Source organism: Pantoea sp. (assembly GCF_028283705.1).
Classification (GTDB): domain Bacteria; phylum Pseudomonadota; class Gammaproteobacteria; order Enterobacterales; family Enterobacteriaceae; genus Pantoea.
On record NZ_JAPWKD010000034.1, the window covers coordinates 527,898 to 551,661 of the forward strand.

The 23,764-nt window shown below is 54.0% G+C and carries 24 protein-coding genes and 5 tRNA genes; 27 read left to right on the forward strand and 2 right to left on the reverse strand.

Annotated features, from left to right (window positions below; translation table 11 throughout):
- Positions 1-7: 7 nt before the first annotated feature.
- The 12 genes from cysD (at position 8) to rpoS (ending at position 9,721) form a co-directional block, all read left to right on the forward strand.
- A complete protein-coding gene (gene cysD / locus PW844_RS29170; RefSeq protein WP_084876467.1) occupies positions 8-916 on the forward strand; it encodes a sulfate adenylyltransferase subunit CysD in 909 nt (302 codons plus the stop codon).
- A gap of 10 nt (positions 917-926) precedes the next feature.
- A complete protein-coding gene (cysN, locus tag PW844_RS29175) occupies positions 927-2,354 on the forward strand; it encodes a sulfate adenylyltransferase subunit CysN (protein WP_299460343.1) in 1,428 nt (475 codons plus the stop codon).
- Complete coding sequence (gene cysC, locus PW844_RS29180) at positions 2,354-2,959, forward strand: adenylyl-sulfate kinase (protein WP_299460346.1); 606 nt, start codon at positions 2,354-2,356, stop codon at positions 2,957-2,959. The genes cysN and cysC overlap by 1 nt, the downstream gene beginning before the upstream one ends.
- A gap of 54 nt (positions 2,960-3,013) precedes the next feature.
- The gene (locus PW844_RS29185) at positions 3,014-3,334 is read left to right on the forward strand and encodes a DUF3561 family protein (protein WP_084876464.1); all 321 of its coding nucleotides are present in this window, start codon (positions 3,014-3,016) and stop codon (positions 3,332-3,334) included.
- A gap of 172 nt (positions 3,335-3,506) precedes the next feature.
- Positions 3,507-3,824: a cell division protein FtsB gene (gene ftsB / locus PW844_RS29190; RefSeq protein ID WP_013510229.1), complete on the forward strand. Its 318-nt coding sequence runs from the start codon at positions 3,507-3,509 to the stop codon at positions 3,822-3,824.
- A gap of 3 nt (positions 3,825-3,827) precedes the next feature.
- Positions 3,828-4,544: a 2-C-methyl-D-erythritol 4-phosphate cytidylyltransferase gene (ispD, locus tag PW844_RS29195; RefSeq protein ID WP_299460361.1), complete on the forward strand. Its 717-nt coding sequence runs from the start codon at positions 3,828-3,830 to the stop codon at positions 4,542-4,544.
- Positions 4,544-5,026, forward strand: a complete 483-nt coding sequence (gene ispF, locus PW844_RS29200) for a 2-C-methyl-D-erythritol 2,4-cyclodiphosphate synthase (RefSeq protein WP_299460491.1) — start codon at positions 4,544-4,546, stop codon at positions 5,024-5,026. Before ispD ends, ispF begins: the two co-directional genes overlap by 1 nt.
- A complete protein-coding gene (gene truD / locus PW844_RS29205) occupies positions 5,023-6,066 on the forward strand; it encodes a tRNA pseudouridine(13) synthase TruD (RefSeq protein ID WP_299460364.1) in 1,044 nt (347 codons plus the stop codon). The genes ispF and truD overlap by 4 nt, the downstream gene beginning before the upstream one ends.
- Positions 6,047-6,808, forward strand: a complete 762-nt coding sequence (gene surE, locus PW844_RS29210; protein WP_084876461.1) for a 5'/3'-nucleotidase SurE — start codon at positions 6,047-6,049, stop codon at positions 6,806-6,808. The genes truD and surE overlap by 20 nt, the downstream gene beginning before the upstream one ends.
- Complete coding sequence (locus PW844_RS29215; RefSeq protein ID WP_084876460.1) at positions 6,802-7,428, forward strand: protein-L-isoaspartate(D-aspartate) O-methyltransferase; 627 nt, start codon at positions 6,802-6,804, stop codon at positions 7,426-7,428. Before surE ends, PW844_RS29215 begins: the two co-directional genes overlap by 7 nt.
- A gap of 161 nt (positions 7,429-7,589) precedes the next feature.
- A complete protein-coding gene (gene nlpD / locus PW844_RS29220) occupies positions 7,590-8,678 on the forward strand; it encodes a murein hydrolase activator NlpD (RefSeq protein WP_299460371.1) in 1,089 nt (362 codons plus the stop codon).
- Between the two features lie 50 nt (positions 8,679-8,728).
- Positions 8,729-9,721 carry an RNA polymerase sigma factor RpoS gene (rpoS, locus tag PW844_RS29225; protein WP_013510222.1) on the forward strand — a complete coding sequence of 331 codons (993 nt, stop codon included), beginning with the start codon at positions 8,729-8,731 and terminating at the stop codon, positions 9,719-9,721.
- Positions 9,722-9,816: 95 nt separating this feature from the next.
- Here rpoS and mutS read toward each other — a convergent pair whose 3' ends face one another.
- Positions 9,817-12,360, reverse strand: a complete 2,544-nt coding sequence (gene mutS / locus PW844_RS29230) for a DNA mismatch repair protein MutS (RefSeq protein WP_299460388.1) — start codon at positions 12,358-12,360, stop codon at positions 9,817-9,819.
- A gap of 362 nt (positions 12,361-12,722) precedes the next feature.
- Between mutS and mltB the strand changes: the two genes are divergently transcribed.
- On the forward strand, positions 12,723-13,805 hold the full coding sequence (gene mltB / locus PW844_RS29235; RefSeq protein WP_299460391.1) for a lytic murein transglycosylase B: 1,083 nt from the start codon (positions 12,723-12,725) through the stop codon (positions 13,803-13,805).
- A gap of 86 nt (positions 13,806-13,891) precedes the next feature.
- Positions 13,892-14,230 carry a zinc ribbon domain-containing protein YjdM gene (locus tag PW844_RS29240; RefSeq protein WP_299460394.1) on the forward strand — a complete coding sequence of 113 codons (339 nt, stop codon included), beginning with the start codon at positions 13,892-13,894 and terminating at the stop codon, positions 14,228-14,230.
- Between the two features lie 35 nt (positions 14,231-14,265).
- On the opposite strand, the gene PW844_RS29245 is transcribed toward PW844_RS29240, so the two are convergent.
- Positions 14,266-15,153 (reverse strand): dihydrodipicolinate synthase family protein, encoded by an 888-nt coding sequence (locus PW844_RS29245; RefSeq protein WP_299460397.1) that lies wholly within the window; start codon positions 15,151-15,153, stop codon positions 14,266-14,268.
- Positions 15,154-15,317: 164 nt separating this feature from the next.
- Here PW844_RS29245 and tam point away from each other — a divergent pair, with 164 nt between their 5' ends.
- From tam to PW844_RS29310, 13 genes are all read left to right on the forward strand, one after another.
- Positions 15,318-16,094, forward strand: a complete 777-nt coding sequence (gene tam / locus PW844_RS29250) for a trans-aconitate 2-methyltransferase (RefSeq protein ID WP_299460400.1) — start codon at positions 15,318-15,320, stop codon at positions 16,092-16,094.
- A gap of 100 nt (positions 16,095-16,194) precedes the next feature.
- The gene (pncC, locus tag PW844_RS29255) at positions 16,195-16,689 is read left to right on the forward strand and encodes a nicotinamide-nucleotide amidase (RefSeq protein ID WP_299460403.1); all 495 of its coding nucleotides are present in this window, start codon (positions 16,195-16,197) and stop codon (positions 16,687-16,689) included.
- A gap of 96 nt (positions 16,690-16,785) precedes the next feature.
- Positions 16,786-17,856, forward strand: coding sequence for a recombinase RecA (recA, locus tag PW844_RS29260; RefSeq protein ID WP_084876451.1), 1,071 nt, complete (start codon positions 16,786-16,788; stop codon positions 17,854-17,856).
- A 107-nt stretch (positions 17,857-17,963) separates the two neighbouring features.
- On the forward strand, positions 17,964-18,476 hold the full coding sequence (locus PW844_RS29265; protein ID WP_208617292.1) for a regulatory protein RecX: 513 nt from the start codon (positions 17,964-17,966) through the stop codon (positions 18,474-18,476).
- Positions 18,477-18,612: 136 nt separating this feature from the next.
- Positions 18,613-21,240: an alanine--tRNA ligase gene (gene alaS, locus PW844_RS29270; protein WP_299460410.1), complete on the forward strand. Its 2,628-nt coding sequence runs from the start codon at positions 18,613-18,615 to the stop codon at positions 21,238-21,240.
- 250 nt (positions 21,241-21,490) lie between these two features.
- Positions 21,491-21,676: a carbon storage regulator CsrA gene (gene csrA, locus PW844_RS29275; protein WP_013510212.1), complete on the forward strand. Its 186-nt coding sequence runs from the start codon at positions 21,491-21,493 to the stop codon at positions 21,674-21,676.
- Between the two features lie 285 nt (positions 21,677-21,961).
- Positions 21,962-22,054 (forward strand) — tRNA-Ser (locus tag PW844_RS29280).
- A 9-nt stretch (positions 22,055-22,063) separates the two neighbouring features.
- Positions 22,064-22,140: transfer RNA gene (locus PW844_RS29285), tRNA-Arg, on the forward strand.
- An 87-nt stretch (positions 22,141-22,227) separates the two neighbouring features.
- Positions 22,228-22,304, forward strand: a tRNA-Arg gene (locus tag PW844_RS29290).
- Between the two features lie 58 nt (positions 22,305-22,362).
- A tRNA-Arg gene (locus tag PW844_RS29295) sits at positions 22,363-22,439 on the forward strand.
- 58 nt (positions 22,440-22,497) lie between these two features.
- Positions 22,498-22,574, forward strand: a tRNA-Arg gene (locus PW844_RS29300).
- Between the two features lie 197 nt (positions 22,575-22,771).
- The gene (gene yqaB, locus PW844_RS29305; protein WP_299460414.1) at positions 22,772-23,338 is read left to right on the forward strand and encodes a fructose-1-phosphate/6-phosphogluconate phosphatase; all 567 of its coding nucleotides are present in this window, start codon (positions 22,772-22,774) and stop codon (positions 23,336-23,338) included.
- Positions 23,335-23,763, forward strand: a complete 429-nt coding sequence (locus tag PW844_RS29310) for a YqaA family protein (protein WP_299460416.1) — start codon at positions 23,335-23,337, stop codon at positions 23,761-23,763. Before yqaB ends, PW844_RS29310 begins: the two co-directional genes overlap by 4 nt.
- Position 23,764 lies beyond the last annotated feature (1 nt).

The following is a 23,764-nucleotide window of genomic DNA, read 5'->3' on the forward strand; positions in this document are numbered from 1 at the left end:
AAAAATTATGGACCAAAACCGACTCACTCATCTGCGCCAGCTGGAGGCAGAGAGTATCCATATCATCCGCGAGGTGGCGGCCGAGTTCAGTAATCCGGTGATGATGTACTCCATCGGCAAGGACTCCTCGGTGATGCTACATCTGGCGCGCAAAGCCTTCTATCCGGGCACGCTGCCATTTCCGCTGCTGCACGTTGATACCGGCTGGAAATTCCGTGAAATGTACGAATTCCGCGATCGCACCGTCAAAGCGATGGGTGCTGAGTTGCTGGTACATCGTAACCCGGAAGGCGTGGCGATGGGCATCAACCCGTTTGTACACGGTAGCGCCAAACATACCGACATCATGAAAACCGAAGGGTTGAAGCAGGCGCTAAACAAATACGGCTTTGATGCCGCGTTTGGTGGCGCACGCCGTGATGAAGAGAAATCACGCGCTAAGGAACGTATCTATTCATTCCGTGACCGCTTCCACCGCTGGGACCCGAAAAACCAGCGACCGGAGCTGTGGCACAACTACAACGGCCAGATTAACAAAGGTGAGAGCATCCGTGTGTTCCCGCTCTCCAACTGGACCGAACTGGATATCTGGCAATACATCTTCCTGGAAAACATCGAGATTGTGCCGCTGTATCTTGCCGCACCGCGTCCGGTGCTGGAGCGTGATGGCATGCTGATGATGGTGGATGACGACCGTATCGACCTGCAACCAGGTGAAGTGATCAAACAGCGTATGGTGCGTTTCCGTACCCTCGGCTGCTGGCCGCTGACCGGTGCGGTGGAATCCGAAGCTCGAACGCTGCCGGAAATTATTGAAGAGATGCTGGTCTCCACTACCAGCGAACGCCAGGGCCGCGTGATTGACCGTGACCAGGCCGGTTCGATGGAACTGAAGAAACGTCAGGGTTATTTCTAAGGAGACGCAGATGAATACCGTTATTGCACAACAGATTGCCGATCAGGGCGGCGTGGAAGCCTGGCTGACCGCGCAACAACACAAAAGCCTGCTGCGTTTCCTCACCTGCGGTAGCGTGGACGACGGCAAAAGTACACTGATTGGCCGTCTGCTGCACGATACCCGTCAGATCTATGAAGATCAGCTTTCTTCACTGCACAACGACAGCAAACGTCACGGCACGCAGGGCGAAAAGCTCGATCTGGCACTGCTGGTTGATGGTTTGCAGGCCGAGCGTGAGCAGGGCATCACCATTGACGTGGCTTATCGTTACTTCTCCACCGAGAAGCGCAAATTCATTATCGCGGACACCCCCGGACACGAGCAGTACACGCGCAATATGGCGACCGGTGCCTCAACCTGCGATCTGGCGATTCTGCTGATTGATGCCCGTAAAGGTGTGCTGGATCAGACCCGTCGTCACAGCTTTATCTCGACGCTGCTGGGCATTAAGCATCTGGTGGTGGCGATCAACAAGATGGATCTGGTGTCCTTCAAACAGGACGCGTTTGAACAGATCAAACAGGATTACCTCGATTTCGCGGCACAGCTGCCGGAAGACCTCGATATCCGCTTTGTGCCGATGTCGGCGCTGGAAGGGGATAACGTTGCCTCACAGAGCGAGAGCATGCCGTGGTATAGCGGCCCGACGCTGTTGGATGTGCTGGAAACCGTAGAGCTGAACCGCGTGGTTGATCATCAGCCGATGCGCTTCCCGGTGCAATACGTTAACCGCCCGAACCTCGATTTCCGTGGCTATGCCGGTACGCTGGCGTCAGGCGTGGTGAAAGTGGGGCAGCGCGTGAAAGTGCTGCCGTCGGGTGTGGAATCGACTATCGCGCGCATCGTCACTTTTGACGGTGATTTGCCGGAGGCAGGCGCTGGCGAGGCTATCACCCTGGTGCTGAAAGATGAGATTGACATCAGTCGCGGCGACCTGCTGGTAGACGCTGATGCGGAGCTGAAATCGGTGCAATCCGCCACCGTCAACGTGGTGTGGATGGCTGAGCAGCCGTTGCAACCAGGCCAGAGCTATGATGTGAAGATTGCCGGTAAGAAAGCCCGTGGTCGCGTGGAAAAAGTAATTTATCAGGTTGAGATCAACACGCTGGAAAAACGCAATGCTGACAGCCTGCCGCTGAACGGTATCGGGCTGGTGGAAGTCACCTTCGATGAACCGATGGTGCTGGATCAGTATCGCCAGAACCCGGTGACCGGTGGCATGATTTTTATTGATCGTCTGAGCAACGTTACCGTCGGCGCGGGCATGATTGAAGAACCGCAAAGTGCCAGCCGCGCTGAGGCTGGTCAGTACAGCGACTTTGAGCTGGAACTGAATGCGTTGGTTCGTCGTCATTTCCCACACTGGAATGCACGCGATCTGCTGGGTGGTCAGTAATGGCGCAACACGATGAAAACGTGGTGTGGCATGACCATCCGGTGACGCGCGCTGAGCGTGAGCAGCAGCACGGTCATCAGGGCGTGGTGCTGTGGTTTACCGGGCTGTCCGGCTCGGGAAAATCCACGGTAGCAGGTGCAGTGGAGCAGGCGCTGCATCGTCTGGGCGTCAGTACCTATCTGCTGGATGGTGACAATGTGCGTCACGGCTTATGCCGTGACCTCGGCTTCAGCGATGACGATCGTAAAGAAAATATTCGTCGCGTCGGTGAAGTGGCAAAACTGATGGTAGATGCGGGGTTGGTGGTGCTGACCGCCTTTATTTCCCCGCACCGTGCCGAGCGCCAGATGGTGCGCGACCTGCTGGCAGAAGGCCAGTTTATTGAAGTGTTTGTCGATACGCCGCTGGCAGTGTGCGAAGCACGCGATCCGAAAGGATTGTATAAAAAAGCCCGTGCCGGGGAACTGCGGAATTTCACCGGCATCGACAGCGTTTATGAGGCACCAGATCAGCCTGCAATCCACCTGGATGGTGAACAATTGGTTACAAAACTGACCGCCCAATTGTTAGACCTGCTGCGCCACCGCGATATCATCAGATCCTGAATAGACAGCGGCAAATCATTACGGTTTGCCGCGCTTCGCGTCAACAGGAACTCTATGCAGAACGTTACCCCTATGCTGGCACGCAAAGATGAACTCCCCCAGGATGAGCCGCGCTCGTCGTTACCGGGTGGTGTGATTGGTTTTCTCTCGTACTGGTGCGCTCTGGCAATTCCGTTCCTGCTCTACGGCTCCAATACGCTGTTCTTCTTCCTCTATACCTGGCCATTTTTCCTCGCCCTGCTGCCGGTTTCGGTGCTGATTGGTATTGTCTTCAGCCTGATGCTGCGTGGTCATTTGTTCTGGAGCGGGGTGGTCACGGCAATCGTGGTGGTATGCCTGTTCTGGCTACTCTTCTCATTTCTCTCCGGCTGGTAAGCTGTGCCTGATGTGCAAACGCGTCGGCTGGTTACAAAACTTTACCTGCCGATGTTCTCATCATCTGCGTCATTATTTGTACGGACAAACGCCTGTGAACGGCATTTTCGCTGCTGGAGTGGAGTCCGGCGCGAAGTTATGGGATGATTGAGCCGTTTTTCAGGGGGCGGGGATGGGAAAACTGACGTTATTGCTACTCGTACTGCTCGGCTGGCTTCAATATTCGTTGTGGCTGGGTAAGAACGGGATTCATGACTATACGCGCGTTAATGATGACGTCGCGTCACAACAGGCGAATAACGCCAAACTCAAAGCGCGTAACGATCAGCTGTTCGCCGAAATTGACGATCTCAACGGCGGTTCTGAGGCTATCGAGGAACGCGCACGCAATGAACTGGGCATGATCAAGCCCGGTGAAACCTTCTATCGTCTGGTGCCGGACCAGAACAAACGTAACGCGCAACAAGCTGCGCAAAATCAACAACGATAAACCATGAACAACCTTTCTTCCTCTGCGGATGTGATCGCCGTAGTGCCCGCTGCCGGTATTGGCAGCCGCATGCAGGCGGCCTGCCCGAAACAGTATCTGACCATCGGTCAATTCACCCTTCTTGAACACAGCGTCGCGCGGTTGCTGGCGCATCCTGCCGTAAAACAGGTGGTGGTCGCCATCGGCCCCGATGATGGCTGGTTTGACACCTTGCCGCTGGCGCAGGATGCCCGCGTGCTGCGCGTCACCGGCGGCGATACGCGCGCTGAGTCCGTGCTGGCGGGGTTGCAGGCAGTGAAGCAGGGGGAGTGGGTGCTGGTGCATGACGCGGCGCGTCCGTGTCTGCATCCCGATGATTTAGCACGCCTGCTGGCCGTGCGTCAGCACAGTAAAGTGGGGGCGATTCTGGCGGCACCGGTGCGTGACACCATGAAGCGTGCCGAACCGGGCAAAGCGGCCATTGCGCATACCGTTGAGCGTGAAAATTTATGGCATGCGCTGACGCCGCAATTCTTCCCTCACGCACTGCTGACGGCTTGCCTGACGCGCGCCCTTAATGAAGGGGCGATCATTACCGATGAGGCATCAGCACTGGAATACTGCGGCTACCATCCCGAACTGGTGAGCGGTCGCAGTGATAACATCAAGGTGACGCGGCCAGAAGACCTGGCGCTGGCGGCCTTTTATCTTACCCAGATTCAGTTACAGGAGAGCGCATGATGCGTATCGGCCACGGTTTTGACGTGCACGCCTTCGGAGGCGAGGGGCCTCTGGTGATTGGCGGGGTGCGAGTTCCCTTCGAACAGGGTTTTATTGCGCATTCCGATGGTGATGTGGCGTTACATGCGCTGACTGACGCCCTGCTGGGAGCGGTGGCGATGGGCGATATCGGCAAACTGTTTCCCGATACCGATCCCACTTATAAAGGCGCAGACAGCCGTGGCCTGCTGCGTGAAGCCTGGCGTCGCATCCAGCAGAAGGGTTACCAGATTGGTAATGTGGATGTCACCATCATTGCCCAGGCACCGAAGATGCTGCCGCACGTCCCGCAAATGCGCGTGAATATCGCCGAAGATCTTGGTTGCCATATGGATCAGGTCAACGTCAAAGCCACGACTACAGAAAAACTGGGTTTTACCGGGCGCGGCGAAGGCATTGCCTGTGAAGCGGTTGCGTTGCTGGTTAAGGCAGAAACGGCATGAGTGAATTGCTGTACCTGCATGGTGAACCGCGCGCGACTGGGGTGATTAAAGCCAATCCGGAAGATTTTGTCGTTATCGAGGATCTCGGTTATCCCTATGATGGCGAAGGTGAACAGCTATTGGTGCGTATCCGTAAAATCGGTTGTAACACCCGTTTCGTCGCGGAAGCGCTGGCGAAATTTTTAGGTGTGCACGTGCGCGATCTCAGCTATGCCGGGATGAAGGACCGTCATGCGGTGACGGAACAGACGCTTTGCTTCCGTTTACCGGGTAACGCTATGCCCGATCTGTCTGAATTTCAGCTTGAAGGTGTGGAAATTCTGCAGGTTGTGCGCCACAAGCGTAAACTACGTACCGGTGCGCTGGCGGGAAATGCGTTTCGCCTGGTGATCCGTCAAATTTCGGATCGTACCGAGGTAGAACAGCGTTTGCAGAAAATTCAGAAAAGCGGTGTGCCGAATTATTTTGGCGAGCAGCGTTTCGGGCGCGATGGTAATAATCTGACGCAGGCCCGGCAGTGGGCGCAGGATAGCTTTCGCCCACGCGATCGTAACAAAAAAGGCCTGCTGCTTTCGGCGACACGTAGCCATCTGTTTAATCAGGTGACCAGCGCCCGCTTACAGCGTGACAATAGCCTTGATGTGGTCATCAGCGGCGATGCATTGCAGCTGACCGGGCGTGGTAGCTGGTTTGTCGCGCAGGCCGAAGAACTGGCCGAACTGCAACAGCGTGTGGACCAGGATGAGCTGCGTATCACCGCCCCGTTAGCCGGGCGTGGTGGCTGGGGCACCCAGGCGGAAGCGCTTGAATTTGAACAGCAGAGCCTGGCAGGTGCGGCAGAATTGATTACACTGCTTGAGCGTGAACGTGTTGATGCGGCACGACGTGCAATGCGCGTGGTGCCAAAAGAGTTGCGCTGGAACTGGTGGGATGATGTGACGCTGGAGATGGAGTTCTGGCTGCCTGCGGGCAGTTATGCCACCAGTGTGGTGCGTGAGCTTCTCCAACAAGAAGGTAACGATGCGGATATTGCTGAGTAATGATGATGGAATTCATGCTCCTGGTATTCAGACTCTGGCGCGCGCGCTGCGCCAGTTTGCTGAAGTGCAGGTGGTGGCACCCGATCGTAATCGGAGCGGTGCCTCCAACTCGCTGACCCTCGAAACACCGCTTCGTACCTTTACCCATGAAAACGGCGATATTGCTGTACAGATGGGCACTCCGACTGACTGCGTGTTTCTCGGAGTGAATGCCCTGATGCAACCGCGCCCGGATATCGTGGTATCCGGTATCAATGCCGGGCCGAACCTCGGTGATGACGTGATTTATTCTGGCACCGTAGCCGCTGCCATGGAGGGACGTCATCTCGGGCTACCGGCGCTGGCCGTATCCCTTAATGGTCATCAGCATTACGCCACCGCAGCCGCAGTGACCTGCGCGTTGCTGCGCGCCCTGACACGTGAGCCGCTGCGTACCGGCCGCATCCTGAATATCAATGTACCTGATTTACCCCTGTCAGAAGTGAAAGGCTTCCGCGTGACGCGTTGCGGCAGCCGACATCCGGCCGATCAGGTGATTCGTCAGCAGGATCCGCGTGGTAACACCCTGTACTGGATCGGGCCGCCGGGCGAAAAGCTGGATGCGGGTCCGGATACTGATTTTGCGGCGGTTGATGCCGGTTACGTTTCCATCACCGCGTTGCATGTCGACCTGACCGCGCCAGCGGCGCAGTTGGTGTTAAGCGAATGGCTGACCCAGGCGGAGGTGGATTTGGCATGGTGAGTCGGCGCGTCGAAACCCTGCTGGCGCAACTGCGCGCGCAGGGCATCCATGATGAACATCTGCTGAAAGCCATCGCCGATGTGCCGCGTGAGCGTTTTATCGACGAAGCCTTCGAACACAAAGCCTGGGACAATGTCGCACTGCCGATTGGCAGCGGGCAAACCATTTCACAGCCCTACATGGTGGCGCGCATGACAGCGCTGCTGGAACTGAATGCCGACGCATGTGTGCTGGAAATCGGCACCGGCTCCGGCTATCAGACTGCCATTCTGGCCCATCTGGTTAACCACGTTTATTCCGTTGAACGCATCAAAGGGTTGCAGTGGCAGGCGAAACGTCGGCTGAAGCAGCTCGATCTCCATAATGTTTCCACACGCCACGGTGATGGCTGGCAGGGATGGGCGGCACGCGGTCCGTTTGATGCCATTATCGTCACCGCAGCACCACCTGAAATTCCGACTGCGCTGATAGCGCAATTGCGCGACGGCGGCAGAATGGTGCTGCCGGTTGGAGAAGATCAGCAAGTGTTGAAACGTCTGCGTCGTCAGGGAGATGAGATGATTGAAGAGATCATCGAACCCGTCCGCTTTGTGCCTTTAGTACAGGGCGATCTGGCCTAAAGCGCTTCGTACTTGTTCACAACTGTTACATAGCATGGCGCAGTTGATCTTGCTACTATCCTTGTTAATCAAAGCGAAAGGCCGTTTCGGACGCATTACGCAGTGTAAAATGCGGCTAACGCAGTCACAGTTATATCCAGGATTGCCATCACGGGGGATCAATGAGCACGGGAAGCACAATATTTCAATTACGCCGTCTGGCGGCACTGACAGTGGTCGGTTTCTGGCTGGCAGGCTGTAGCTCCAGCGATAACACACAGGCACCCATTAGTCAGATTGGTGGAAACGGTGGTATGAGCGACGCCTCTGGCGGCGGTGTACCGACAATGCCTCGTGGCGGAATGTTAAGTGGTGGTGTACCTTCTGCGCCCGCGTCGGGCGGAATGATTAGTGGTAATGATAATGTGACGACGCAAAATGGTCATATTGTATACAACCGCAATTATGGGAATATTCCTAAAGGTAGTTATGGCGGTGAGACTTACACCGTCAAGCGTGGCGATACCCTGTTCTATATTGCCTGGATTACTGGCAACGATTTTCGCGATTTGGCTCAACGCAACAACATCGCCGCCCCGTATAGCCTGAGCGCCGGGCAAACGTTGCAGGTTGGTAATGGATCCGGACAGTCAATTACCGGTGGTAACGCTATCACTGCGGCCGATGCAACTCAGGGCGGCGTACCCGTTACACCGAGTTCTTCGCAAATTAAATCGACCCCGGTTGCACAGCAACCTGTTATTACGTATTCTGATGATTCGGGTAATTCTTCAGGCAGCAAATTGCTGCCGTCGAAAGGGGCAAATAATGTGGCAACGACCACAGCTCCGGTTATCGCACCGCCCACAGTCAGCAGCACAACGGATAGCACAACCCCAGTGGGAAGCTGGCGTTGGCCGACTGATGGGAAGATCATCGATAACTTCTCCGCTGCGGAAGGCGGAAACAAAGGGATCGATATCGCCGGTTCGCGTGGACAACCTGTTGTCGCCACTGCTTCGGGTAGGGTGGTATACGCAGGCAACGCGCTCCGTGGGTACGGTAATTTAATCATCATCAAACACAATGATGACTACCTGAGTGCGTACGCCCATAACGACACTATGCTGGTCCGGGAACAACAGGAAGTTAAAGCTGGGCAAAAAATCGCTACCATGGGTAGCACCGGAACCAGCTCAGTAAGATTGCATTTTGAAATTCGTTACAAGGGGAAATCCGTAAATCCGTTGCGTTACTTACCGCAACGATAATCCGGCAGAACCCAGGTGTTCTGCCCTTGGATCACGGGTAGGAGCCGCTTATGAGCCAGAATACGCTGAAAGTTAACGAGTTACACGAAGATGCGGAATTCGAGGAGAACGGAGCTGAGGTTTTTGATGAGAAGGCTCTCGTTGAGAACGAACCTGGTGATAACGATGTAGCGGAAGAAGAGTTGTTGTCACAGGGTGCGACGCAACGCGTTTTGGATGCGACGCAGCTCTACCTCGGAGAAATTGGTTATTCTCCATTATTAACGGCGGAAGAAGAGGTGTTCTTTGCCCGCCGCGCATTACGAGGCGACATTCCTTCTCGCCGCCGCATGATTGAAAGTAACCTGCGCCTGGTGGTGAAGATTGCCCGTCGTTATAGCAATCGTGGTCTGGCTCTGCTTGACCTGATTGAAGAGGGGAATCTCGGCCTGATTCGCGCAGTAGAGAAGTTTGACCCTGAACGTGGGTTCCGCTTCTCGACTTACGCCACCTGGTGGATTCGTCAGACCATTGAACGGGCGATCATGAACCAAACCCGTACCATTCGTCTGCCTATCCACATTGTAAAAGAGTTAAATGTTTATCTGCGTACTGCGCGTGAACTTTCTCACAAGCTCGATCATGAGCCGAGTGCCGAAGAGATCGCCGAGCAGCTGGATAAACCGGTTGATGATGTAAGCCGTATGCTGCGTCTCAACGAGCGCATTACCTCGGTTGATACGCCACTCGGTGGTGATTCCGAAAAAGCGTTGCTGGACATCCTGGCCGATGAAAAAGATAACGGCCCGGAAGACACCACGCAGGACGATGATATGAAACAAAGCATCGTTAAGTGGTTGTTTGAACTCAATGCTAAGCAGCGTGAAGTGCTGGCGCGTCGTTTCGGCCTGTTGGGCTATGAAGCGGCAACGCTGGAAGATGTTGGCCGCGAAATCGGTTTGACCCGTGAGCGTGTCCGTCAGATTCAGGTGGAAGGTCTGCGCCGTCTGCGTGAAATTCTGCAGACTCAGGGCCTGAATATCGAAGCGCTGTTTCGTGAATAAACCGTAATCGCTACATAAAAACGGTGACCATTTGGTCACCGTTTTTTTATGCTTGTTATTCAGGATGGTGGCGGGCTGCCACCATCCTGCTGCTTCTACACCAGCGTTTTCAACCGATAGATCCACTCCAGAGCCTGACGTGGTGTCAGGGTATCGGGATCGAGCGCTTCCAGTGCCTCAACTGCCGGTGACGTGTCTGCTACCAGGAGCGGCAGCTGCGAACCTTCTACCGTCGAGGCTGCTGAACTGCCCGAAAGGGCTTCCAGTTCCTTCAGTTTATGGCGTGCACGTTTGATGACTTCTTTCGGTACACCTGCTAACGCCGCTACAGCCAGGCCGTAACTTTTACTGGCTGCGCCGTCCTGGACGCTGTGCATAAAGGCGATGGTGTCACCATGTTCCACGGCATCGAGATGCACGTTAACCACACCTTCCATTTTTTCTGGCAGCGTGGTCAGCTCGAAATAGTGGGTAGCGAACAACGTCATCGCTTTAATGCGGTTGGCCAGGCTTTCGGCGCAGGCCCAGGCCAGCGACAGGCCATCATAGGTTGAGGTACCACGACCGATTTCATCCATCAGTACCAGGCTGTTTTCGGTAGCGTTGTGCAAGATGTTGGCGGTTTCGGTCATTTCCACCATAAAGGTAGAGCGTCCTGAGGCCAAATCGTCAGCTGCACCGACACGGGTAAAAATACGGTCGATGGGGCCAATCACCGTTTCCTCAGCCGGAACAAAGCTACCGATCCACGCCATCAGCGCGATCAATGCCGCCTGGCGCATATAAGTGCTTTTACCACCCATATTCGGTCCGGTGATGATCAGCATACGACGCTGAGTGGAGAGTGATAATGGATTCGCGATAAAGGGTTCTTTCAGCACCTGCTCAACAACCGGGTGACGACCGCCGATGATGCGGATACCGGCTTTATCCTGTAGCACCGGACGGCAATAGTTGAGCGTCCAGGCACGTTCCGCCAGGTTAGCCAGCACATCAAGCTCGGCCAGTGCGGCAGCGCTTAATTGCAGCGCTTCCAGGTGCGGCAGCAGGCGATCGAAAAGCTCGTCGTAAAGGCCTTTTTCCAGCGCCAGTGCTTTGCCTTTTGAGGTCAGGACCTTGTCTTCATACTCTTTCAGTTCTGGAATGATGTAGCGTTCAGCATTCTTCAGCGTCTGACGGCGCACATAGTGGATGGGTACCAGATGGCTCTGACCACGGCTGACCTGGATGTAATAGCCATGAATGGCGTTAAAGCCGACTTTAAGGGTATCCAGCCCGAGTTTTTCCCGTTCGCGGATTTCAAGACGATCGAGGTAATCGGTGGCCCCATCAGCCAGTGCTCGCCACTCATCGAGTTCAGCGTTATAACCGGGTGCAATCACACCTCCGTCACGAACTAATACCGGCGGAGACTCAATAATCGCCTGCTCCAGCAGTTCGCGTAGTTCACTGAAATCCCCCATTTGCATACGCAGCTGAATCAGTTGAGGAGCCTCGGCCTGTTCCAGTAAGGCATTCAGTTCCGGCAACTGCTGAAAAGCGTGGCGCATACGGGCCAGATCGCGTGGGCGGGCGGTGCGCAGCGCCAGACGGGCGAGGATACGTTCCAGATCGCCTACCTGGCGTAACACGGGTTGTAACTCTTCACTGTGCGCCTGTAATTCCGCAATGGATTGCTGACGACGTGCGATGGTTTCTACATCACGCAATGGCATATGCAGCCAGCGCTTTAGCATGCGGCTGCCCATCGGGGTAACGGTTTTATCCAGAACCGCAGCGAGGGTGTTTTCCGTCCCTCCGGCCAGATTCTGCGTGATTTCGAGGTTGCGACGTGTGGCGGCATCCATAATCACGCTATCCTGCTGACGCTCCATGCTGAGCGAGCGGATATGGGGCAGGGAGGTGCGCTGGGTGTCTTTGACATATTGCAGCAGACAACCTGCCGCGCGCAGTGCCAGATACGACTGTTCGACGCCAAACCCATTAAGATCGCGTGTGCCAAATTGCAGATTCAACTGCTGGCGCGCGGTATCGATTTCATATTCCCAGAGTGGACGGCGGCGCAGGCCACGACGCTGATCAATGAGCGGCATCGCCTGAAAATCTTCGGGGTAGAGCAATTCAGCCGGATTCGTGCGTTGCAATTCGGCGGCCATGGTTTCCTGATCGCCAGGCTCGCTCAACCGGAAGCGCCCGGAACTGATATCCAGCGTGGCATAGCCAAAACCGCGCTGGCTCTGAAAAATAGCCGCCAGCAGGTTATCCTGGCGCTCTTGCAATAATGCTTCATCGCTGATGGTGCCGGGGGTGACAATACGCACCACTTTGCGTTCTACCGGGCCTTTGCTCAGCGCGGGATCACCAATCTGCTCACAAATCGCCACCGACTCACCTAACTGGACCAGTTTCGCCAGATAGCCTTCAACCGCATGATAGGGAACGCCTGCCATGGGAATGGGTTCGCCTGCAGACGCACCGCGTTTGGTGAGTGAGATTTCCAGCAGCTGTGAAGCGCGTTTTGCGTCATCGTAAAACAGCTCATAAAAATCACCCATGCGATAGAACAGCAGGATATCAGGATGATCGGCCTTCAGACGCAGGTACTGCTGCATCATGGGCGTATGGGCGGTGAAGTCCATTTGCTCTGCTCCTTTCATCTCTTTCTCGCTTTGCATTTACTTTTTGAGTGCCCGTAATAGGTTATCGCTACAGGGAAGGTGCGTTATCACGCTGGCGCGATAACGAAAGAAGCGATGTTACCATTTTTGCAGCATCTCCTTCATCCGCCTGCTGGCCTTTCGGTTGCCGACCATAGCAAATTGCTGCGGCAGGAAAAAAGAAAAAAACGCTGTAAATGGTAAAGTGTGGAAGCGGGTCGCAAATTTCGCCGGGCGGAGCCCTGACAGAGATAACTGACGTAAATTTAAGATATTGCCCTGTAAGTCATTAACCTGAACGATTAATATGTGGACTCCGGTTTCATCTGGCTTATGGAAATCCAATGCGTTTTAAGGTTGCCCTTCTCCCGCTCATTACCCTGCTTGCCGCCTGTAGTAGCAAGCCTGAAACATCCCAGCAGCCCGCCGTCGTTTCTGCACCTCAGGGTGGTTTTCTACTGGATCAATCACACGCTATCCAGCCAATGTTTGGTGATTTCGCGGAGAATCCTGCCGCTGAGCAATTTATTGACCAGATGGTGGCGAAGCACGGTTTTGATCGCCAGCAATTACATGCGGTGATTGGCCAGGCGAAACGGCTGGATTATGTTCTGCGCCTGATGGACCAACAAGCACCGAGCTACACTCCGCCAACCGGCCCAAATGGTGCCTGGATTCGCTATCGTAATAAATTCATTACCCCTGATAACGTGCAAAATGGTGTGGCCTTCTGGAATCAATATCAGGATGCGCTGCAACGCGCCCAGCAGGTCTATGGCGTGCCACCGGAAATTATTGTCGGCATTATTGGTGTTGAGACCCGCTGGGGTAGGGTGATGGGGAAAACCCGCTTACTGGATGCGCTGGCAACGCTTTCGTTCAACTATCCACGCCGGGCAGCTTACTTTAGCAGCGAGCTGGAAACGTTTCTGTTGATGGCACGTACCGAGCAGGATGATCCGCTTGATCTGCGCGGTTCTTTCGCGGGCGCAATGGGCTACGGACAGTTTATGCCATCGTCGTATAAACAATATGCGGTGGATTTTAACGGGGATGGACACATCAATTTGTGGGATCCGGTTGATGCTATCGGCAGCGTGGCTAATTATTTCAAAGAACACGGTTGGCGTCCGGGGGAGGCCGTCGCTGTCCCGGCCAGCGGGCAGGCTCCGGCACTGGAGAATGGTTTCAAAACCTTGTACCCGGTTAGCACTCTGGCGGCAAGTGGCCTGACACCGCAGGGATCGCTGGACGGTAACAATCAGGCCAGTTTGTTGCGCCTCGATCTCGGCACCAGTTATCAATACTGGTACGGGCTGCCCAATTTCTACGTCATAACCCGCTACAATCACAGCACGCATTATGCAATGGCGGTGTGGCAGTTGGGCGAAGCGGTCAGCAAAGCTCGTCAGGGAGCGATATTTTAATGCTGTCCTTACTAACAGTAAGGAGATAAGATGTCGCCCCTTTTGCGGCACCACCTTCGCCGCGACCTTTTCTCTGAGGAGCGCTTATGAATACCTTACCCGCCTGTCCTGAATGCCAGGCCGACTATACCTGGCAGGATGGCGAGAAGCTGAACTGCCCGTCATGTGGACATATCTGGTCGCTGGCGGCGGATGATGTGGCTGCTGATGGTCTGGTTGTGCGTGATGCTAATGGTAACCTGCTGGTGGATGGCGACAGTGTCACTGTAGTCAAGGATCTGAAGGTTAAGGGCAGCTCCTCAACGTTGAAAATCGGCACAAAAGTGAAAAGCATTCGCCTGGTTGAAGGTGATCACAATATCGATTGTAAGATCGATGGTTTTGGCCCGATGAAACTGAAATCTGAGTTCGTGAAAAAGAACTAAGATCCGGACGGCGCAGTGCCGTCCGCGTTGTTCCATTATGCCAGCAGTCGATCTATCGCTGCGTACTGGGCGGCACTGAGTTCTCCGCCATAATTGCGGGATCGGGTGGTCATCGATTCATAACGACGTGCGACGGCGGTTTTGATCGTCGTGACAAAATCGTCCCCCAGGGTATAAATCGCCATCAGCTGACCAATGCGTTGCTGAATTGCGGTTAACTGATGTAAATCGCCTGCCCGCCATGCCTGCATTGCCCCGGCAAACAGCTCTGGCACAATATTATTCAGCCCGGAAATCACCCCTGCACCGCCTGCCAGCAGGTTAGGTAACAGATATTCGTCATAGCCGGATAACACCGCAAAGTCACTGCGGACCTTTCTTGTTTCTTCAATCAGCGCACGGTTGTGCGACAGACAATCCACCGTATCTTTGATACCAATAAAATTCGGCAGTTCTGCTGCCAGTTCCGCTACCAGCGCGGGGGTTAAATCACAACCGGTACGCGCCGGAAAATTGTAGGCAAACCACTTCCCACCTAATTGCTGGTCCAGGGTTTTGAAATAACTCAGCAACTGTTTTTGCGTTTGTCCATAGTAATAAGGAGGTAGCACCATCACCGCGTCAAACCCATGCTGCCACGCGGCCTCAGCCAGTTGCAGCATATCAGGCACGCAGGTGCTGGAAACGTTAGCGACCATCGTGAGTGGGGATAGCTGACGCGCTTCGCGAATCAGATGTAGTCGCTCCTGTTGCGTGAGCGAAGCAAACTCCCCAATGCTGCCCATTAACAGAAGTGTATCAATGCCTGAATGATTGAGCCGGTCGAAGTGACGGCCCAGAGCGTCAATATCGACGTTACCGTCGTTATCAAAAGGGGTTACTGACGGACACCAGACGCCAGCCAGTGCAGGTTGTGCAACCATAGCAAACTCCTTATCGTGAAAAATGAAACGCCGTTTTAACTTAATCGCCATTGGCTAAACTCACCAGAGAACAGCACACAAAAAGTGAGCTATCGCACTTTTCTTTTCGGGGGATGGCAAAAACGAGTAGTGTTTAGTTCTTGGGATAAAACAGGAGCGTGACAATGCAAGACTGGAATCCACAGCTATATCGTCAGTTTGAATCAGAGCGGACTCGACCGGCCTATGAGTTGCTGGCGCGGGTTGCCACTCCTGAGGTGCGTTTCGCAACGGATTTAGGTTGCGGACCGGGCAACAGTACCGAGCTACTGGCGCAGGCCTGGCCGGAGGCCGTCATCTGTGGCATTGATAGCTCGGACGCGATGCTGGTGCAGGCGCGTGAACGCCTTCCGGATTGCCTCTTTGAGCTGGCCGATATTCGTTCCTGGCAGGCCGAACAACCCCAGCAGGTGATTTACGCGAATGCATCTTTGCAATGGCTGGGTGAACATTCTTCGCTGCTGCCACACCTGGTGAGCCAGCTCGCTATCGGCGGCTCACTGGCAATTCAGATGCCGGATAACCTTGAGGAACCTTCGCATCGCCTGATGCGCGAGGTGGCTGTGGGTGAGCGCTGGCTGCCGCATATCTCCCAGCAGGCGGCTGAACGTAAGCGCTTACTGACCACTGCACAGTATTATGATTTGCTGAGTGATGCGGGTTGTGAGGTGGATATCTGGCGTACCACCTACTACCACATCATGGCGGATGCACAGGCGATTATTACCTGGCTGCGAGCCACCGGCTTGCGTCCTTTCCTTGCCGGGCTGGATGAAAATCAGCAACAGGCGTTTTTAGCGGAATATCATCAGGCGCTGATTACCGCTTATCCGACTCGCGCCGATGGGAAGGTTTTGCTGGCCTTCCCGCGTCTTTTTATGGTGGCAATGAAAACACGCTGAAGCTTCTGGAAGCGCACGCGCAAAACGGTACATCGGGGTTGAAAAGGATCCTCCGCTGCACCATTTACTGTTAACGTGAGCGCCAGACAAGGAGAAGACGATGAACGATGAACAGTTACAGCAGTTGAGTCGTCGTGTTGGCGAGCAGCTGAAAACGCGCAAGGCAACCATCACCGCGGCTGAGTCCTGTACCGGTGGCTGGATTGCAAAAGTGTTTACTGATATCAGCGGCAGTTCCGCCTGGTTTGAGCGCAGTTTCGTGACCTATAGCAATGACGCCAAACAACAAATGGTGGGTGTGCAGGCCGGTACGCTGGCCCGGTTTGGTGCCGTGAGCGAGCAGACCGTGCGCGAAATGGCTGCGGGAGCCTGCAAAGAGGCGGGTGCGCAGTATGCTATTGCTGTCAGCGGTATTGCGGGACCGGATGGCGGCACCGCGGATAAACCCGTCGGTACTGTCTGGTTTGGCTTTGCCGGGCCGGATGGGCAACTGATGGCGCAGTGTCAGCACTTTGCTGGTGACCGTGATGCGGTGCGTCGTCAGTCCGTTGCCTGGGCACTGCAAACGCTGCATGATGAATTTCTGACAAATTAAACTTGATACTGTATGACTGTACAGTATAATTACCAGCAACAGAACGCGAGCAGACATACAGAGATGTCCGCTTACCCGGCATGATTAGGAGTGGAAATGGCGATTGACGAGAACAAACAGAAGGCTTTAGCTGCCGCGCTGGGCCAGATCGAGAAACAGTTTGGTAAAGGCTCCATCATGCGCCTGGGTGAAGACCGCTCGATGGATGTTGAAACCATCTCCACCGGTTCACTTTCGCTGGACATCGCGCTGGGCGCAGGCGGCCTGCCGATGGGCCGTATCGTTGAGATTTATGGTCCGGAATCCTCTGGTAAAACTACGCTGACCTTGCAGGTCATTGCCGCTGCGCAGCGTAAAGGTAAAACCTGTGCCTTTATTGATGCCGAGCATGCGCTTGACCCGGTCTACGCGAAGAAGCTGGGCGTCGATATTGATAACCTGCTGTGTTCGCAGCCGGATACCGGTGAGCAGGCGCTGGAAATTTGTGATGCGCTGGCGCGTTCCGGTGCCGTTGACGTCATCATCGTTGACTCCGTTGCTGCCCTGACGCCGAAAGCGGAAATTGAAGGCGAGATCGGTGACTCTCACATGGGGCTGGCCGCTCGTATGATGAGCCAGGCGATGCGTAAGCTGGCGGGTAATCTGAAGCAGTCCAATACGTTGCTGATTTTCATCAACCAGATTCGTATGAAGATTGGTGTGATGTTCGGTAACCCGGAAACCACCACCGGTGGTAACGCGCTGAAGTTCTACGCTTCCGTACGCCTCGATATTCGCCGTATCGGTGCCATTAAAGAGGGTGACGAAGTGGTGGGTAGCGAAACCCGCGTGAAAGTGGTGAAGAACAAAATTGCTGCACCGTTCAAACAGGCTGAATTCCAGATTATGTATGGCGAAGGTATCAACACCTTTGGTGAACTGGTTGATCTGGGCGTGAAGCACAAGCTGGTTGAGAAAGCCGGTGCCTGGTACAGCTACAACGGTGACAAAATCGGCCAGGGTAAAGCAAACTCGACCAATTTCCTGAAGGAAAACCCGGCGATTGCTAATGAAATCGATCAGAAGCTGCGTGACATGCTGCTGACCGGTGCAACGGCCAGTGCCGGTGCTGCGGAGGTTTCCGCTGACGATTACGAAGAAGCCAGCGAAACGAACGAAGATTTCTGATACCACAACGGGAGCGCTCTGCTCCCGTTTTGTTTTTACCCCGCCTGCACTTTCCCTCTTGAATCTCTTGCTTTACCCTGCGCTACGGTCTGAAAAAGGTAAGTCATATGTCATCATCTCCGACACCCGCGCCAACTTTCTCGCGCTTACTGGACCGCGCCATGCGCATCCTGTCACAACGTGACCATAGCCGTGAAGAACTGAAGCGCAAGCTACAACTTTCCAGCCAGCGGGCTGCCTGGATGCAGCAACAGGAAAAAGCCGAACCCATTCCTGATGAGTTGCTGGAGCAGGTTGCCGACTGGTGTCAGCAAAATGGTTGGTTAAACGATCAGCGTTTTACCGAGCGATTTATCCTCAGTCGCAGCGGCAGAGGGTATGGCCCGCAACGTATTCGCATGGAGCTGCAACAAAAAGGTATTGCGCGCGATGAAATTGACCAAGCGCTGTTTGATACCGAGGTCAACTGGATCGCGTGTGCAGCCGGGCTGGCGAAACGTAAGTTTGGCGATCCGTTGCCACAAGACTGGGCCGGGAAAAGCAAAGTCCAGCGATTTCTGATGACAAAAGGCTTTCTGATGGAAGATATTCAGGCAATTTTCAGAAATTTTGACGACTGAAAGGCAATGGGATTTTACTTCCCACTGAAGAAAATTTATCTTATTCCCACTTTTTGTTCCTCAGTCAGTGGTGGGCCGGGCGCATGCGGCTTGCCAGACGAGAGGTAACGTTCGTTAGCGTGATTCCAGGAAATTTATGAGCAAGAGCACTGCTGAGATCCGTCAAGCGTTTCTCGACTTTTTTCATAGCAAGGGACATCAGGTTGTAGCCAGCAGCTCCCTCGTACCGAACAACGACCCGACGCTGCTGTTTACCAACGCCGGGATGAACCAGTTTAAAGACGTTTTCCTCGGTCAGGATAAGCGCGATTACTCACGTGCGACCACAGCGCAGCGCTGCGTTCGTGCGGGCGGTAAGCACAATGACCTCGAAAACGTGGGGTATACCGCGCGTCATCACACCTTCTTTGAAATGTTGGGCAACTTCAGTTTTGGCGACTATTTCAAAAAAGACGCGATTGCCTATGCCTGGGAACTGCTGACGGGCGAGCAGTGGTTTAAGCTGCCAAAAGAACGCCTTTGGGTCACCGTCTATGAAACTGACGATGAAGCCTATGACATCTGGGCCAAAGATATTGGTATTCCGCACGAACGTATTATTCGTATCGGGGACAATAAAGGCAGCGCTTACGCATCAGACAACTTCTGGCAGATGGGTGATACCGGCCCATGTGGTCCATGCAGCGAGATCTTCTTCGATCATGGCGATCATATCTGGGGTGGCCCGCCGGGCAGTCCGGAAGAAGATGGTGACCGCTATATTGAAATCTGGAATATCGTATTCATGCAGTTCAACCGTCAGGCAGACGGTACCATGCAGCCATTGCCGAAACCTTCAGTGGATACCGGTATGGGGCTGGAGCGTATTGCTGCGGTTCTGCAACACGTTAACTCCAACTACGAAATCGACCTTTTCGCCAGACTGATTAAGTCAGTGGCTGAAGTGACAGGTGCGACTGATCTCAGCAACAAATCACTGCGAGTGATCGCTGACCATATCCGTTCCTGTGCTTTCCTGGTCGCTGATGGCGTGATTCCTTCGAACGAAAACCGTGGCTATGTACTGCGTCGTATCATTCGTCGCGCGGTACGTCACGGCAACATGCTTGGCGCGAAAGATGCCTTCTTCTATAAGCTGGTTGCGCCTCTGATTGCGGTAATGGGCTCGGCAGGTGAAGACCTGCAACGTCAGCAGGTTCAGGTTGAGAACGTCCTGAAAGCGGAAGAAGAACAGTTTGCGAAAACGCTGGAGCGTGGCCTGGCGCTGCTGGACGAAGAACTGGCGAAGCTGCAAGGCGATACGCTGGATGGCGAAACTGTATTCCGCCTTTATGATACTTTCGGCTTCCCGGTAGACCTGACTGCGGATGTGTGCCGTGAGCGCAATCTGAAGATCGACGAAGCTGGGTTTGAAGTGGCGATGGAGCAGCAACGCCAGCGTGCACGTGAAGCCAGTGGATTTGGTGCGGATTACAACAATGTGATTCGTATTGATTCTGCATCGGCCTTTAAAGGTTATGACCAGCTGGCACTGACCTCTACCGTACAGGCGTTGTTTGTCGATGGGCAAGCGGTTGAGCAGGTGAGCGCAGGCCAGGACGCGGTAGTGGTGCTTGATGAGACCCCGTTCTACGGCGAGTCTGGTGGCCAGGTAGGTGATACCGGCGTACTGGCTGGGAATAATGCTGAATTTAGCGTGCAGGACACACAGAAGTATAGTCAGGCCATTGGTCATATCGGTAAGCTAACTACCGGCCAGCTGCGTGTCGGCGATCGCCTGAGTGCTCAGGTTGATGAAGAACGCCGTGCCCGCATCCGTCTGAACCATTCAGCGACACACCTGTTGCATGCCGCATTGCGCCAGGTTTTAGGTGAGCATGTCGCGCAGAAAGGCTCGCTCGTCAATGATAAATACCTGCGTTTCGACTTCTCTCATTTTGAAGCGATGAAGCCGCAGGAGATTCGTCAGGTTGAGGATATCGTCAACACGCAGATCCGTCGTAACCTGGCCGTTGAAACCAATATCATGGATCTTGAGGCTGCTAAAGCGAAGGGTGCCATGGCACTGTTTGGCGAGAAATACGATCAACGTGTTCGTGTGCTGAGCATGGGAGATTTCTCAACCGAGCTGTGTGGCGGTACGCATGCTGCGCGCACCGGTGATATTGGTCTGTTCCGTATTTTGTCTGAATCGGGTACTGCTGCGGGTGTACGTCGTATCGAAGCGGTAACTGGCGAAGGGGCTCTGGCGCAGGTTAATGCACAAAGCCACCAGTTGCAGGACATTGCGCATCTGGTGAAAGCCAATAGCAGTAATCTGAATGAGAAAGTCCGCGGACTGGTGGACCATGTTCGTGCCCTGGAAAAAGAATTGCAGCAACTGCGTGATCAGCAGGCAGCACAGGAAAGTGCCTCACTCAGCAGCAAAGCCGTGGATGTTAAAGGGACTAAACTGCTGGTGAGTGAACTTAGCAATGTAGAACCTAAGATGCTGCGTACCATGATGGACGACCTGAAAAATCAGCTTGGTTCCGCCATTATCGTGCTGGCGACCGTAGCAGAAGGTAAAGTATCGCTGATCGCGGGTGTGACCAAAGACCTGACCGATCGCGTAAAAGCGGGCGAACTGGTGGGGGAACTGGCTGCTCAAGTGGGCGGGAAAGGCGGTGGTCGCCCGGATATGGCTCAGGCGGGCGGTACGAATCCACAGGCGCTGGCTGGCGCGTTGGCGGGTGTGCAGGACTGGGTCAGCAATCGACTGTAACGAAATAAAACTAAGCATCGTGGAGAGCGCCAGGAACGGAACGTTCCGGCGCTTTTTAACGCGATGTGCACCAGGTAATGACAAAGTCAGGTTGAGGCAGTGTATTTCGGCTAAACTAACTATCAGCAGAATGTATTGGCGTGGCAAACCACAATGGTGTATTTGTCATAGACATTGTTCAGCGTTATATGATGGATATGGCCGGGAACCCGAACAGGCCCGACTCTTTTAATCTTTCAAGGAGCAAAGAATGCTTATTCTAACTCGTCGAGTTGGTGAAACCCTCATGATTGGCGATGAGGTGACTGTAACGGTGCTGGGAGTTAAAGGTAACCAGGTCCGTATTGGCGTCAATGCACCTAAAGAAGTTTCGGTGCATCGCGAAGAGATCTATCAGCGCATTCAGGCAGAAAAAGCTCAGCCTACGAGTTACTAACGGATTCAGCGCCTCGCCTTGCTGCGAGGCGCTACCGATTTTTCCTGCCTGCAACTTCTTCCCCTCCCATTTTTTTCTTTCCCATTTTGTTATCTGCATCCCCCTTTTACTGTTGATTAATCACTCTTTTTGTCGGCAAAATGCGCGGATTGTCTGTCATTTGTGCAAACGAACCTGTAGTGGGAAAAATTGTTTGACTTATAAATGCGGGAAAGTAATATGTGCGCCACGCAGTGCCGATGAGCAGAAAGAAAGTTCAGAAGCACGGTTCGGAAGAACGCGTAAGGTGAGGTGGCCGAGAGGCTGAAGGCGCTCCCCTGCTAAGGGAGTATGCGGTCAAAAGCTGCATCCGGGGTTCGAATCCCCGCCTCACCGCCATTTTTCGATGCATCCATAGCTCAGCTGGATAGAGTACTCGGCTACGAACCGAGCGGTCGGAGGTTCGAATCCTCCTGGATGCACCATCGAAAAAGATGTCGTAAAGAGTGAACGAGCAGTTCCTTTCGAGGTGAGTTGTTAGCACCCTGCGTTGTACAAGAATTTTCAGAAATGCATCCATAGCTCAGCTGGATAGAGTACTCGGCTACGAACCGAGCGGTCGGAGGTTCGAATCCTCCTGGATGCACCATTCTTCGTATCATTCCCAGGTTGATTTCAGTTAGTCCATCGTAAGAAAATATCTCAATGCATCCATAGCTCAGCTGGATAGAGTACTCGGCTACGAACCGAGCGGTCGGAGGTTCGAATCCTCCTGGATGCACCATTCTTTGTCTCATCACCCGATTGTTTCAGTTCTTCCATCGCAACAACGTTTCTCCAATGCATCCATAGCTCAGCTGGATAGAGTACTCGGCTACGAACCGAGCGGTCGGAGGTTCGAATCCTCCTGGATGCACCATATCCCCCCGATTTATCACTCCGCTGTAAAAAAAGCCCTGTTTTAACCGCCATTTATCTGCGGCACCACTTTCTCACCTTTATCTTAAAACTAAAAATACTAATGCTTTCAAAGCATTTGCTGTTAAGCGCGCCTGGCGACAACCTGAACGCATTACGTTAAAGTAATGGCTCGTTTGCTGGACGCCCGGAGTGACAATGTACGACCAATATGACGCCCTGATTTTCGATATGGACGGCACGATTCTCGATTCTGAGCCGACACATCGAAAAGCCTGGCATCAGGTACTTAGCCGCTATGGTTTCACCATGGATGAGGAAAAAATGGTGAGCTTTAACGGTGCGCCCACCTGGCAGCTGGCGCAATTCATCATTGAGCAAAACCATGCTACGCACGATCCTCATTTGCTGGCGGCGGAAAAAACCGTGGCCTTTAAAGCAATGCTGCTGGATAGCGTGCGTCCTCTGCCGCTGATGGAGGTGGTGAAAGCTTATCACGGACGTCGCCCGATGGCGGTTGGCACTGGCAGTGAACATAGCCTGGCTAAAGCCCTGCTCACACAATTAGGTGTTTATCATCTTTTTACCGCCGTCGTTGGCGCTGATGACGTACAGCGCCATAAACCGCAACCTCATACCTTTTTACGCTGCGCCGAGTTAATGGGCGTCGCGCCCGCGCGCTGTGTGGTATTTGAAGATGCTGATTTTGGTGTTCAGGCAGCAAAAGCAGCAGGCATGGATGTGGTTGATGTCCGTTTACTGTGAATGAATTTCTGACCTATGGCTCGTTATTCGGCAGTAGCTTTCTGAGTGCCACCCTCCTTCCGGGAAGCTCAGAGGCGGTGCTGGTAGCCTTGTTGATCGCCCAAAAGGGATCGGTCTATGGGCTGCTATTGGCTGCATCAGTGGGAAACACGCTGGGTGGCCTGACTAACATTCTTCTTGGTCGCCTGATGCCGCCGAAAGGGCAGGGGCGATGGCATAACACAGCAATGACGTGGTTACACCGATTGGGACCTGCAGCCCTGTTATTTAGCTGGCTGCCAGTGGTGGGCGATCTGCTCTGCGTCTTCGCAGGCTGGTTGCGCGTTGCCTGGCTTCCGGCGTTGCTGTTTCTCGCCATCGGTAAAACACTGCGTTACATCGTTATCGCGATGGTCACCTTACAAGGTTTGCAATGGTGGCATTGAT